At 43.2% G+C, this 13,582-nt stretch carries 11 protein-coding genes; 6 read left to right on the forward strand and 5 right to left on the reverse strand.

Annotation, left to right across the window (positions count from 1 at the left end):
* Positions 1-387: 387 nt before the first annotated feature.
* Complete coding sequence (locus tag ASG85_RS11890; protein ID WP_268796104.1) at positions 388-1,584, reverse strand: MFS transporter; 1,197 nt, start codon at positions 1,582-1,584, stop codon at positions 388-390.
* Complete coding sequence (locus ASG85_RS11895; protein ID WP_057302892.1) at positions 1,581-2,030, reverse strand: MarR family winged helix-turn-helix transcriptional regulator; 450 nt, start codon at positions 2,028-2,030, stop codon at positions 1,581-1,583. Before ASG85_RS11895 ends, ASG85_RS11890 begins: the two co-directional genes overlap by 4 nt.
* Positions 2,031-2,482: 452 nt before the next feature.
* Between ASG85_RS11895 and ASG85_RS11900 the strand changes: the two genes are divergently transcribed.
* Positions 2,483-2,989, forward strand: coding sequence for a GrpB family protein (locus tag ASG85_RS11900; protein WP_057302893.1), 507 nt, complete (start codon positions 2,483-2,485; stop codon positions 2,987-2,989).
* A 109-nt stretch (positions 2,990-3,098) separates the two neighbouring features.
* Here the strand turns inward: ASG85_RS11900 and ASG85_RS11905 are convergent, their stop codons facing one another.
* Complete coding sequence (locus ASG85_RS11905) at positions 3,099-3,488, reverse strand: group I truncated hemoglobin (RefSeq protein ID WP_057302894.1); 390 nt, start codon at positions 3,486-3,488, stop codon at positions 3,099-3,101.
* Positions 3,489-3,605: 117 nt separating this feature from the next.
* On the opposite strand from ASG85_RS11905, the gene ASG85_RS11910 reads away from it, so the two are divergent.
* On the forward strand, positions 3,606-4,286 hold the full coding sequence (locus tag ASG85_RS11910; RefSeq protein ID WP_057302895.1) for a response regulator transcription factor: 681 nt from the start codon (positions 3,606-3,608) through the stop codon (positions 4,284-4,286).
* A 202-nt stretch (positions 4,287-4,488) separates the two neighbouring features.
* On the opposite strand, the gene ASG85_RS11915 is transcribed toward ASG85_RS11910, so the two are convergent.
* A complete protein-coding gene (locus ASG85_RS11915; protein WP_057302896.1) occupies positions 4,489-4,887 on the reverse strand; it encodes a hypothetical protein in 399 nt (132 codons plus the stop codon).
* 202 nt (positions 4,888-5,089) lie between these two features.
* On the opposite strand from ASG85_RS11915, the gene ASG85_RS11920 reads away from it, so the two are divergent.
* The 4 genes from ASG85_RS11920 to metE all read left to right on the forward strand — a co-directional run bounded on the left by ASG85_RS11920 (position 5,090) and on the right by metE (position 10,968).
* The gene (locus tag ASG85_RS11920; RefSeq protein ID WP_057302897.1) at positions 5,090-6,442 is read left to right on the forward strand and encodes a sensor histidine kinase; all 1,353 of its coding nucleotides are present in this window, start codon (positions 5,090-5,092) and stop codon (positions 6,440-6,442) included.
* A gap of 149 nt (positions 6,443-6,591) precedes the next feature.
* Entirely contained in the window at positions 6,592-7,515 is a 924-nt protein-coding gene (locus ASG85_RS11925) for a hypothetical protein (protein WP_057302898.1), read from the forward strand.
* A 137-nt stretch (positions 7,516-7,652) separates the two neighbouring features.
* A complete protein-coding gene (locus ASG85_RS11930; RefSeq protein WP_057302899.1) occupies positions 7,653-8,555 on the forward strand; it encodes a LysR family transcriptional regulator in 903 nt (300 codons plus the stop codon).
* A gap of 109 nt (positions 8,556-8,664) precedes the next feature.
* On the forward strand, positions 8,665-10,968 hold the full coding sequence (metE, locus tag ASG85_RS11935) for a 5-methyltetrahydropteroyltriglutamate--homocysteine S-methyltransferase (RefSeq protein ID WP_057302900.1): 2,304 nt from the start codon (positions 8,665-8,667) through the stop codon (positions 10,966-10,968).
* A gap of 128 nt (positions 10,969-11,096) precedes the next feature.
* Here the strand turns inward: metE and ASG85_RS11940 are convergent, their stop codons facing one another.
* Complete coding sequence (locus ASG85_RS11940; protein ID WP_060646411.1) at positions 11,097-13,112, reverse strand: GxGYxYP domain-containing protein; 2,016 nt, start codon at positions 13,110-13,112, stop codon at positions 11,097-11,099.
* Positions 13,113-13,582 lie beyond the last annotated feature (470 nt).

The raw sequence follows: 13,582 nt of genomic DNA on the forward strand, positions 1-13,582 counted from the left end.
GTATTTCTTCTCCTAATCTTTTTCCCATGTATTTCTTCTCCTAATCTTTTTCCCATTCCGGATCATCCCCTTTGTAAATAAGTTTAATTTATTTGAAAGGAGGACTCCAGTTTATTTAGGGGGCCTAGGAGCAAACTGCAACTTTGAGTTGAAGAAAAACCACTGGGCATGTGAATTGTTGTAATAAATACAACATTGATAACCGCTATAGCCCAACTACCAAATGTTGAATCTGGTTAATGCAATGAAAAGAGCAGGTGCAAAATGCATTCTGTTCTTTTTTATTATAGGAAAGGGCTAAGTTCTTGTCCTCTGACACAAGAAAAAAACCACCATATTTGGTGGTTAACGAATAAAAAAGTGACTAGATAAATTTACTTAGATTATCTATTTAATTGTGGTAGGGCTTGGCTTAAGGGGAGAAGCTGTTTTTCTATGATAAAGCCCGTAATACAGAATGGCAGAGCACGCGACAACCATGCCAGCTATGAAGTACATCGTATGGTAATTCGTTCTCGAAGCGACAGCGCCAAGCACATAGGAACCAATCCCATATCCAGAGTCGAAAAGTAAGAAATACGTGCCTGTCGCAAGCCCTCTGCGGTGAGCCGGCGCGGCTTGAATAGCAATCGTCTGGAAGCTGGGAAGCATCGCCCCGAATCCAAGGCCTAGCATACCACCTGCAACTAAAAATAGGACAGGGGATGACGCTATGCTTAGGGTTATCATCCCTGATGTGAAAAGGATGACTCCAGGATATACTAATAAATGAGGACCTGAACGATCAAACCATTTACCTGTAAAGGGTCTGGATAAAACAATCATCAATGCGAAGACCATGAAGAAGTAACTCGCATACGAATCCAACCCGATGGTTTTGGCATACACGGACAGAAACGTAGTAATAGCTCCATAAGAAAAGGCCAACACACTACCTGCCAAAGAAATTGGCAAAGCCCGCGGCTCAATGAATTTTCTCCAACCAGACTCTGATTTGACGGCCACTCTAGAGATAGCTCGAGGAATACGAATGGTCACTCCCAACAAGAAAGCAAGAAGCGCGAACACAATGCACACTCCAAATAGAAGACTATTATTGTGAGTCTGCATAATGGTTAGCCCCAGAAATGGCCCCACAACCATAGCTAAGCTCATGAAAAGGCTGAAATACCCAATTCCTTCACCTTTGCGGCGATCAGGAACAAGCTCGATGGCAACTGCACCTGCAGCCGTTGTCGCCATCCCGAAACCTATGCCATGAAGAAACCTTAAGCCTAGCAAAAAAGTATATTGATGAACGAGTGGATAAAGAGCCGTACAAATCATAAAAAGCGCCAATGAAAAAAGAACAATCTTTTTCCGGTTCCATTCATCCATCCACTTACCGGTTAAAGGCCGTAAAATGACAGTTGAAATAATAAAGACGGTCATGACCAGACCAATCTGCTGTTGTCCACCATGCAATGTATCAGTAACGAAGATTGGCAGCGTGACGGCAAGGATGTAAAAAGTCATAAATAAAAAAAAGCTGCTGAAACAAACAGCAACAAAATTACGATTCCACAATTTCTGATTCGTATTCACTGTAAATCCTCCACTTCTTTCATGCATGCATTGGCTTGGTGGGTCAATTGGATGAGCATTCCCCGCAATATTGATGTTTGTTCCTCCGTAAAACCGTTAAGAACCAAGGAGATTACCTTCTGCTCGATCGGTGTCAGAACATCATTCAAAGCCTTGCCTTGCTCCGTGATAAAGGTAAGAAACGATCTTCGATCCGTCTCATTGGCCCGTCGTTCCACAAAGCCTTTGCGCTCCAATTGATCGAGGATTCGAGTGATGTTGGTTTGATCCTTTTCAGCTCGGACCGCCAGTAACTTCTGTGTTATGCCGTCTTCATCAGCTAAACGATTGAGTACAGTCCATTGCTCTGTTGTCATATCATAGGCCTGAAAATGGCTGTTCAATAATTGTGTCAAACGTCTGCCGGCATGGTTCAAAATAAATCCAAATGAGTTATCCAATCCCAAAATCATTCACCTCACGAAATTAGTTGCTATAGCAATTATATTCCTAGCAAATAAATTCGTCAATAAAATGAATCCCAAGATGTATAACATTTTCGAGAACGGACATATTACTTTATGACGGTGATTCAGCGAGGTGTTGTGTCGCATATTATGCAGCTAACTACCAGGGAAGTTGTTATTGAATCTATATAGAAGCGAGGAGATGTGCCGCAGATTCATTAATGTAGTCATGTACTGCAGGAATGTGATGAGGTAGAGACCCAGCTAAGTAAGGTTCAAGGCAAAAGTACCATCAATCTATCACCGTCGAAAAAGACCCTGAAAGGGGTCTTTTTTATTTTGAAATAATTAAATTGGTTACTGGGATTAGTTTTCAAAATTTGGTGTTAACGGCAGGAATACGCAAAAAATACTGCGAATTATTCTGTAAGTAAGCTGTGAGGAGGATTTCTATGGGCGCCAGTGTAGTAGTTGTAGAATACGATCCTAGTTGGGTTCAGTTGTTTGAAGAGTTACGAGACTTCGTACTTCCGGTTTTAAGCGACCTCGAAGTCAGGATAGAACATGTCGGAAGTACTTCCGTCCCAGGGTTAGCAGCAAAACCAATTGTTGATATTGACGTGGCAATTACTACGCAAGATGATATCCATAAAGCAATACAAAGGCTCGCCACTCTTGGGTACGTACATGAAGGTGATTTAGGAGCTACTGGGCGAGAGGCTTTTATTCCTCCCGATGGCATAACTTGGCATCACCTTTACGTATGTACTGTTGAAAACGACGAATTTAAGCGTCATATCCTTTTTCGAGATTATTTAAGAAGTCATCCAGATGATGCTAAAATGTACGGCGACTTGAAGATGGAACTTGCACTTCGATTCCACAATGATCGTTTGGCATACTCAAATGCCAAGAGTGATTTCGTGAAAGGGATTTTGAAACATGCTGGATGGAAATAACAAGATCTTACGACTTAGAGGGAGAACTGAGATGGGTTCAAAAGTCCCTATCCCCATTGGAAAATATTTGCTAAAATTGAACAAGAGAAAATCTCACGATGACATGTCTTTAGCGGTCTTTAGGATCCTTGATCATTTGAGCTCTCAGAGGGAGCAGCAAGGTAAGTACTTGAACTATATCCCTTCCACTTACACTTAATTCGATCAGAGAATCTGTCAAATGGCCCAATACATCATCGAAATGCGCAGATGTAATGTTCAGGTGTTCATGTGATTGCGTCAAGCTTTTGCCTGTGTAGTAATTCGGGCCACCGGATGCAAAAGAGAGGAATATCGTTTGATGCTCCATCAGTTTTGTTAAGTCAACATTTTGGAAGTAATGTGACACTCTCGAATCATCTTTAATTTTGTCATAGAAAAGTTCTACTGCCGACTGAATACCATTTTTCCCTCCAAGACGGTCATACAATGATAGGTTCAGTTCGTTTCTGTTCTCCATAGCCTGCCCCCTCATTATAATTTCCTTATTTATCCATTGTAAGAAAATCTCCTACCTATAGGCAAGTGAAATTTCATCTCGATTCCAAGGAGTGTATGTTCAGAAAAGGGGAATACCATGCAGCCGATTCAAGTTTTCGTGTGCGACGATGATCCGTTATTTCGTGAACTAATCGTCGATTATTTATCACGTGAGCCCGACCTGTTTATATCCGGATCTGCCGCTTATAAGTACCAACTGTTAAAAGCTATTGAAGAGATACCTATCGATATATTGCTGCTAGATATCAATTTAACGGGAAATAATTATGATGGACTCGAAGCGGCCATTGAATTACAATCGACAGAACCTAACCTGAAGATAATCGTGCTCTCCTCACTGGATGAGGAGGAAGTCATGACTCATGCCATCGCATACGGACGCGTTAGCAATTATATTACTAAGGCACATTACCGAGATATCCCCGATGCCATTCGTGGCGTTGTAGCAGGCAAGGGAAACCTGCATCACTCTTCTGCCGGTAAATTAATGAGACGGGTGGCTTCTTCCTATGAAGAGGAGCTTAAAAGAAAATTAACTACGCTCCAAAAAGAGATTTTACGCTATCTTCAACAAGGCAAAAGTAGCAGTGAAATTGCGGAGCTCTTGTTCTACAACGAACAGTCCATCAATAACGAGCTATGCAAGATTACCAAAATAATCAAAGGTAAGTTCCCCTATTTGGAGTGGCTTCGAATCAAAAAGCACAACCGCCAACAACTCTTGGAGATGTCGATTCAGCTGCGGTTGTTGGAATAAAGAAATAAACCGGACGCAGGAAACGTCCGATTTATTTCTTTAAATAAAGCCTGGTGGATCTGGTTGCGGATTGAAGGCAAGTAAGGCAGACGGGGGGGATGTGATTCCCGGGGGATCGGGCTGTGGATTAAATGATGGCGAAAGCATGACCCCTGCAGCAGCAACTAGTAAAGTACATAGAAAAGTTATTTTTTTCATCGGGTTAACCTACAGGCTGAACGATGACTGTATAATAGCCCCATGAGCCGGTACTATTCGTAATTGTCACAGTTACCGTTGTTTTGGCTCCGTCAGAGCTGAACAAGATTTTGGATCCGAAATTTGTAATTTGTGCATGGACGAATTGGCTCAACGGGCCCGTGATTTCAATGGATTGCACATCATATTTAAAGCTTGCTGGCAAATACTGTTCAACTGGACCTGAAGCGCCTGGGTGCAAATACACCGTTCCCAAGTTATGCAACTGACGGATCACCGTAGTTTGCGGAGTTGTGGACAAGAACTCATTTGACGAAGAAGTTTGGGCACTCGCCGCCACTGGTAAAGCCAAGATCGCAGAAGCTACAGCACCTAGTAAACCTAATTTGATTGTCTTTCTCATTATAAAAACGCCTCCTGTTTTTTCCCTCATGGGGGTTATTTGCTACAAAATCATCATAAGCCATTTTCAAAGAGGGAAATATACTCGGAAATCAGAGTATAAAGGGAGTCTGGAATTCACGATCCCTTAGCGAACAAGTTGGTCTTGTGGAAAGCTGTTTGTGCCGGAATCGTCAATTAGGTAGTTGACAGGTGGGAATACAATGATCTTTTCAGCCATTATTGATCTTTTACTTGCCGTTTTACTTTATTTTTATGGACGAAAACAGGAAGCGACGAAGTGGTTGGTATTATTTTTGATTTTCGCAGGTTTGGGCAGCCTTTCCGAAGTCGTTGTTGAACCTGCATGGCGCAGCCTTTTTTTCTTTATACTCCAAGTTTGTACTCCATACGGTTTCCTCATGTTCTCGATCGTATATTCCGTAACAACGACTCGTCGAGTCAAAAATACGCTCGCTTGCGCGCTTGTTCTTCCAATTATCATTACACTCCTAATTACTCCGATGAAGGAAAGTATTCAGTTAGATTTTGTCATTTTGTTCTACTGGACAGTTCCTTATTACCTGGTAGGATGTTTATTGGTTATTTATTCATATAGCAAGGAAACAAATTTGGTTAGAAAAAGAAATCGTCTAATTACAGTCTTTTTTGTTGTTCCTCCTATTATCGTTATTGTTGTGTTAAATCATATGGAAAGAGCGAATCAAACATTTGACGGGTATCGGTTCATCAGTATGTTTGTATGGTTGGCTTTTGTTGTTTTTATTGTATCTGCGATCCGATTCGGGGTACTTGGTGTAAGAATTAAATTTGAAAAGCAATTACATGATCAAACGATCATCGGGATAGTTTCAGGTGCGGCCATGCTTAATCATGCGATGAAAAACCACATTACCAACATTGATATGCTGGCGGGCCGAATGAAAGAAAACTTACAATACCGACCGGATGAACAAACGGAGCAAGACATTGCGAATATTCAGGCAGAGACGAGACAAATGATGTACATGGTAAATCGGATTAAGAAGCAAATCGAAGATATAGATATTGTAGAAGGTACTATCAACTTGTCCGATATTGTGGATCGGGCGATTCAATCAAATCGCTATTTGCTCGACGATAAAGGGATTAAGCTTATTACAAATTATCCACCTACTTACAACTTGATGTGCGATAAGCTGCATATGCAGGAAGTATTCGCTAACTTGATTCGCAATGCGATCGATGCTGTGGATTCGGAAAACGGAATGATTGAAATAAGAATTCATGAGAGCAGAAAAGATATTTTGATAGAGTTCTCCAACAATGGAAAGGGAATGGATAAGGAGACTGCTGCCCAACTGTTTGAGCCGTTCTTTACTACTAAACTTCAGGAGAATAATTTCGGGCTGGGTCTGACTTATTGTTATCTGATCCTGCAGAAGCATGGAGGAAGTATTGAAGTAGTGAGCGAACAGACCGGCGTGACTTTCACCATTCAATTGCCGAAAAGTCGCAAAATATTACGAAGCAACAGTTTAGATCAAGGTCAAAGAGATCAAAAACATTCTTTATAAAAGTCCGAAGTGGAGTAACCACTAGGACTTTTTTTGTTTAATCCGTCTCTTATATGAGCTGTCAATCATCACTATTTCAAGTATATTTCCACAAGTGGTATTCGATTACGATAAGGATCGAACCAACCAATTGAGGGAGGAATACATGAATGAATGTGAATGGAAAGTTACACGAAATTACGAATATACCACTATTTATCTCCAGCTACTCAGCGAATCCCGCACATCCGAATCCAGCATCGTTCAAACCTATGGCAGAGGCCCAGGTATTTCTGGGAACCGACTTTCCCGCGGGCTTTACAAACAGTTTTATACCGGGATTTTCCTTTCAATCAAAAACCGATGCAACCGGCGCATTCACCATATTCGTACCGGATGGATTTCCTACTACGATCAAGGCATTCTTGCTGGCAACACATACGATCATGAAAGTGCTCCCGCCATTGAATGTCCCTATTTTCGCGCCAGTGTACCGATCAGAAACTTTCCAATTCAGCCAAATCAATTCCAAAGTACAGGATATTTATGTTATTCGAACGGATGGAACGACGCAACAAAGCTTCTCGCAGGCACAGATTAACGAAATGACTACCCACATACAGCAACAAATGCATCTGGATAGCCTTTCCGCCTTTATAAATGACGGGTCAATCGGCATCGTAGGTCATGATCAAGGAGCAACACTCAAAGCAGACTTATTTCTAAGTCCGTTTACAGGTCCAGATCTGAATAGCTTTATTAGCGAAAAAGTCGAAAATATCGATATCGATTTGCCTGGGCCTGATTTTATCGTCGGACTCTTTGTAAGCAAGGATGAAATAGCGAAGCAATTCCGGCAAGGTATTCATAATATGATGCCTTCGTTGAACAAACAAATTATAGACAGAGTTCAAAAGGATTTCGGCATGTTGATCACTCAACTTGAAAAGAATACAAACAGCAAAGTGACTCTGACGTTCGAAAAATTGCGGTTTCCTGTAGTAGAAACAAGAATCATTGGTCCTTTCACCATAAAAACACGTGCTATTGTACCGGATCTATTCGTAGGCCTATCTCGAAAACTGTTCAGTTAGAATTTTATTAGGGCTGACGTTCAAAACCCAGCAAAAAAGCGTACACTTGTTGGGTGTTCGCTTTTTTGCTGGGTTTATTGTTAAATATATTGATATACTTAAGACTAGTAAAGAACAACTTAAAGGGGAGTATTTCGTTGACTCTACAACAATTAAAGTACGTTATTGAGGTTGCAAATCGGGGTTCCATTAACGAAGCCGCCAAGCGGTTGTTTATTTCTCAGCCTAGTCTTTCAAATGCGATTAAGGATCTGGAAGAAGAAATGCAGCTTGCAATTTTCGAAAGATCTAATAAGGGGATCTCACTTTCTAAGGAGGGAATTGAATTCTTAAGCTACGCGCGACAAGTAGTCGAGCAGGCGGAATTATTGGAAAGCCGCTACCTCAATGCGAAGCCTTCCCCGCAGCATTTTTCGGTTTCCACTCAGCATTACGCTTTCGCGGTGAATGCATTTGTTAGTCTGGTCCAGGAGTATGGCCAAGATGAATATGAGTTAGTTTTGAGAGAGACCAAAACCTATGAAATTATCGAAGATGTCAAAAATTTACGCAGCGAGATCGGTATTTTATATCTGAATGAATTTAATGGGAATGTCATCAACAAGTTGCTCAAAACCGCAAATTTGCAATTCAACAGTTTATTAACGGCTAAGCCGCATATTTTCATCAGTATTAAAAACCCGTTGGCTAAGCAATCCATCGTAACCATTGACCAGCTTCAGAATTATCCGTATCTGTCCTTTGATCAAGGGGAGTATAATTCCTTTCATTTTTCAGAAGAGATTCTCAGCACGATGTCACATAAGAAAAGCATACGAGTTAATGACAGGGCGACGCTATTCAATTTATTGATCGGATTGAACGGATATACCATATCGACAGGGGTGTTAAGCGCTGATTTGAATGGAAATGAAATTATTCCCGTACCATTGGATTGTGAGGAAACGATCAATGTCGGTTGGATTTCCCATAGAAATGCTTCGCTATCCAAGCTAGGAGCGGCATATATACAAGCACTTATGCAGGCAATATCCCAATAATAAATTTGATATAGTCATTAGCTATGACTAGATATAGTTTATTCCAGTTACACTATAACTACTAATCCGTGATATCTTTCTTGTAACAAATTGTAGAGGGGTTTTACAGATGGTGAAAAGCAGTGTGTTGGGATATCCGCGTATTGGTGCGGATCGAGAATGGAAGAAAGCGCTCGAGGCTTTCTGGTCAGGCAAGCTCGAAGAATCGGAGTTTCACCGTCAGCTGCAAGAGATCCGTTTGAATCATTTGCGTAAGCAGCAGGAGAAGGGCATCGACTTCATCGCAGTCAACGATTTCAGCTATTACGATCATATTCTTGATACATCCACGATGCTCGGTATTATTCCGAAACGTTTTCCGTATGAGGGCGGCACGGTACCCTTATCTGTTTATTACGGAATTGCCCGTGGGACGAAGGATGCAACCGCTAGCGAAATGACCAAGTGGTTTAATACCAACTATCATTATATTGTACCAGAACTGGGTGAAACAACGCCGGTGCTTACCGAAAATAGACCTCTTAAGGCTTATCGGGAGGCTAAGGAAAAGCTCGGTATCGAGGGCAAGCCGGTAATCGTTGGACCACTGACATTCTTGAAGCTGTCCAAAGGATACCGTATTTCGGAGACCGACGACTGGCTGGGACGGTTGCTTCCACGCTATGTGCAGATACTTCAAGAGCTTGCGAGTGAAGGGGTTCAATGGGTACAGATCGACGAACCGATTCTCGTAACGAAGTTAAGCGCAGATGATTTGCAGCGATTAAAGACAATTTATGAGACGTTTGCCGCTTCAGTGCCGAACCTGAACATCATGCTGCAAACCTACTTTGAATCGGTAGAGCACTACAGTGATATCGTTGCGCTGCCCGTCAAAGGAATAGGGTTGGATTTCGTGCACGGATACTCAGGCAATATATCGTCGATTAAAACGCTAGGTTTCCCGGCGGACAAGGTTTTAGGAGCAGGGGTTATTGATGGACGTGGCATCTGGAAGGCGCCACTGCGTGAGAAACTGGCACTCGTAGAAGAACTCTCTGAAATCGTAACGGCTGAGCGGCTCATCGTGCAGACGTCGTGCAGTTTGCTTCATGTCCCTGTATCGGTAAATAATGAGACGAAGCTCGGAGCTGAACTGAAGGATGCTCTCGCATTTGCAGAGGAGAAGCTGGACGAACTAGTACTTCTGGCGAAGGCAGTCTCTCGAGACGGGGCTGTTACCACAGGCGAACTGGCAGAACGAGATCGTGCTCTTCAGGCACTCAAGCTGTCAGATGAGCGCAACCGAAGCGACATTCAGCATGCTGTCGCCGCCATCAGTGCTCAACGTCCAGAGCGCAGTCGATCTTTTGCTGAGCGTCATATTGCTCAACAGAAGAAGTGGCAATTGCCGATTTTCCCGACGACGACAATTGGCAGCTTTCCGCAATCCCCAGAGGTGCGTAAGGCCCGTCAACTGTGGCGCAAGGGTGAATGGAACAACGAGCAGTATGCTAACTTCATCCGAGAACAGATCGATATCTGGATCAAGCTCCAGGAGGAAATCGGATTGGATGTACTCGTGCATGGCGAATTTGAGCGAACCGACATGGTCGAGTTCTTTGGTGAGAAGCTCGCGGGCTTTGCGTTCACGCAGAACGGATGGGTGCAGTCATACGGTTCTCGCTGCGTTAAACCGCCAATTATTTTTGGGGACGTTGCGTTCAAGGGGCCAATGACTGTCGAAGAAACAAAGTTTGCACAGACACAGACCAAACGCCCCGTAAAAGGAATGCTGACTGGCCCGATTACAATCATGAATTGGTCCTTCGTTCGCGAGGACATCACGCGTGAACAAATTGCCTACCAATTGGCCTATGCACTTAGACAAGAGGTGGAAGCCCTTGAGCAGGCGGGCATTGGTATGATTCAGGTCGACGAGCCTGCGGTTCGCGAAGGGCTGCCGCTCAAGGGGGATGACCAAGCGAAGTACTTGGCATGGGCGGTCAGAGCTTTTCGCATGGCTACCTGCACGGTACAGGATACAACTCAAATTCACACCCATATGTGCTATTGCGAGTTCCATGACATGATCCATTCGATCGAAGCGATGGATGCCGATGTGATTTCAATCGAGACATCACGCAGTCATGGTGAACTGATTCATAGCTTCGAATTGAACACATACAAACTGGGCATAGGTTTAGGCGTATACGATATCCACAGTCCTCGTATTCCGCGTGTGGAGGAAATGACCAGTATGATCGAACGCGCCTTACATGTGCTGGATCCGAAGTTATTCTGGATTAATCCGGACTGCGGACTTAAAACTCGTGGAGTCGAAGAAACTGTCGCTTCCTTGCGCAATATGGTTGAAGCGACGCAGATCGCCCGTGCGAAGCAGTCCCAAAAGCTTATATCCAATAATCGGTAAACCCAATATTCCTGTAAGGAGTAAGATTTGGATTTCGGACTTCGTTAAAAGGAATGCATAGGTCGTAAAAAAAGAATCGGAAAGCGGCAGTTTAAAACTGCTCGCTATCCGATTCTTTTGGCATGGATTTACTCTTTTTTGGACAATCCATAGGCTTCGCGAATAAGCGTGAAATACTGATCGGCGTTTACGATCTTATATTCCTCACCAAGTGATTCAGCGATGGCCTGAATATCGTGTGGTCTCATCCCCCATGCGTTAACCCCGACGGAAAGGAATAACGGCGATTTACCATCCCAGCCTTTCTTGGCCTCGGCTAGAATATTGATTCCATCCTGAGCCGTTCCAATTCCTGGCATCATCGATACCGGAAGCGTATCATTCATGATTTCGATGCCGAATTTATCTCCTACAAGCAGAATGCCGGGAACTTTATAATTTTGCTCGTATGCGGCCGCTTCGGATGAGCTTATTGGTATGTCTTTGGTGACATCCCGGTTAATCACCATCGGAATGGTCATACCGGTCTGTTTGAGATATCGGTAGTTATCCCTCAGGAAATCCGGGAGGGTTTCTTCCGGCCATGGATGTGGGTTGAAATAACCAGCACCGGACGGTCCGGCGATCAGCAGGTCATTCTCTGTCGCCGTTTTCCGGTAATAATTAAGAACCATTGGAGCGGCATCGTAGAGTAATGGACTGGAAGTCCAGTTAATGGGTACTTTGCCGCGCGCAGGATCTTCCCATAGTATCTCGCGCATATGGTTCAAATCGTATTGCAAATTGTCACCCTCACCGAAAGTGAAAGTCACATAGATTTTGTTTTCCAGTTCGAGCGGATTAGGCTTGATCTTAGGGGCCGCTTCCACCTTTGTTCCCGAGAAGACGGTCATATTTTGGAACCAATCAGCTGCCAATACAAAGACGCTATGCCTGGAGAGTAGGTCGACGGAGGCGGCTTCGCCTTCGAAGTCATTGCTGAACCAGCCCAGATAAGGTGTCCCTGGCTCGACATCGGACAGAATTTTTTCTAAGAGTGCTCGCTGATCCGGCACATCCGTCGAAAGCCAGAAAACCATTGCTTTGTTAGCAACCGCATAGTCGCGCAAATATCCGTAAGGCTCTTTCTGCTCTGAAGAGAGAGGGCGAGTGTTGCCGACCGAAACTTTATATTGATTCCACATCTCTACAGAGATCGTCAACTGTTTCGTGTCTGCAGTAGGTTTAAATTCATACATGAAGTAACTTCCATTATCAGCGAAGCGGTGATCTGCACCCGGTAAATGCTTGGAATTTTGCCTGTCATATAAGTACAATTCTTCTTCAGGTGTACCGGCGTCAAATTGAGCGATGACCTTCCCATCTGCCTTTACGGTGATGGCATGAACGGCCGGTCCCCAACCGTCCTGCGTGAAGGAGTCGTCGAAACGAACGTAAACCGCTTCATTCCCTAAAAACGATGAAAGGTCGTATTCATACGTTCCCCGGTTACTGGCATCACGTATTTGCCTTTTCTCTTCTGCAATCGTTACGAAGGATTCGGGTAGACCCGGTGGGAGAGAGATCGATGTGTCCGGACTTAGCCCAATCAACATCCGGTGGGTCGTCTGATTCCATAAGTGCTCGTACTGCCAGGTATATGCGTCAATTTTATTTTTGAATTTGCCCCGGAAATCTTCGATCACGTTCAATTTGTAGGGAGCTGCAGTTAGTTTGCCTGCCAGATCAGGGCTGACGACAACGGCATTCTTCAGTCCCGCCAATGTGGTCGCGACGTTGATGGAATCCGGAGTTTTCGGATCGTAGATGATGATTCCATTTACTTCATTTTTATACAAATCGAAGACATCCATGCTGTTATCGTGGAGCTTATGCGGTATGGTCATTTCGTTATACCAGGGGTCCACCTTGTTCTGAATCAGATAGATACGCGGGCGCTCTCGATTCACAATGCCCTGAAGAGTAGTCATCAGCAGTTTTACGTCTCCAGGTGCATTAGAGACATTGACAACGTCCAAATGCTTGGGTTGATTAAACGTTGGAAGCGCTTGATTTTTCGGCCATTTAATCCCATCAGCAGTCACACCATCAGCCTGAGCCGCAGAAATGCTGAAAGGCAGCATTGTCACACATAGTAATACCATGCATAAAATTCTTAATTTCCCTATCAATCTGCTCACCTCATTTAGAAATTTTTTAAAAAAACAAAGCTGTCTTTGTTTCGACGTAACCTCCTTCATCGAAGAGTAGCGTGCATTGTAATGTCATAGCATATCTGTATAGATATATTTAACATGTTGTATATAATACTTCAAGTGTTTCGATAAACAATCTTATAAAGTTACAAAATAATATTGTCTTCTACACGATTAAAACCATAGTTATGACATATTTTGCGGTAGAAGGTGTCTGCTCAATGGCCGTGAGTAATCTTTATTTGATATATCATATAATACAGTTCAATGTTTTTTCTGAAGAAGGATAAAGTAACAGGAAGAATTATCGTTTCAGCCATGTTAAAATCGCAATGGAAAATAAAGGATACCCAGTTTAGTTCCCCGAATTAATATTATTTGGTTTTACGATTTGAAGGTCATACATTTCAAGAAGGAAA

The sequence above is a fragment of the Paenibacillus sp. Soil724D2 genome (assembly GCF_001427935.1).
In the GTDB taxonomy this organism is placed as follows: domain Bacteria; phylum Bacillota; class Bacilli; order Paenibacillales; family NBRC-103111; genus Paenibacillus_E.

Coding starts and splice junctions, on each gene's coding strand:
- ASG85_RS11920 (WP_057302897.1), top strand. CDS start 5,090: ATGATCTTTTCAGCCATTATTGATCTTTTACTTGCCGTTTTACTTTAT.
- ASG85_RS11915 (WP_057302896.1), bottom strand. CDS start 4,887: ATGAGAAAGACAATCAAATTAGGTTTACTAGGTGCTGTAGCTTCTGCG.
- ASG85_RS11910 (WP_057302895.1), top strand. CDS start 3,606: ATGCAGCCGATTCAAGTTTTCGTGTGCGACGATGATCCGTTATTTCGT.
- ASG85_RS11940 (WP_060646411.1), bottom strand. CDS start 13,112: ATGGTATTACTATGTGTGACAATGCTGCCTTTCAGCATTTCTGCGGCT.
- ASG85_RS11905 (WP_057302894.1), bottom strand. CDS start 3,488: ATGGAGAACAGAAACGAACTGAACCTATCATTGTATGACCGTCTTGGA.
- ASG85_RS11925 (WP_057302898.1), top strand. CDS start 6,592: ATGAATGTGAATGGAAAGTTACACGAAATTACGAATATACCACTATTT.
- metE (WP_057302900.1), top strand. CDS start 8,665: ATGGTGAAAAGCAGTGTGTTGGGATATCCGCGTATTGGTGCGGATCGA.
- ASG85_RS11900 (WP_057302893.1), top strand. CDS start 2,483: ATGGGCGCCAGTGTAGTAGTTGTAGAATACGATCCTAGTTGGGTTCAG.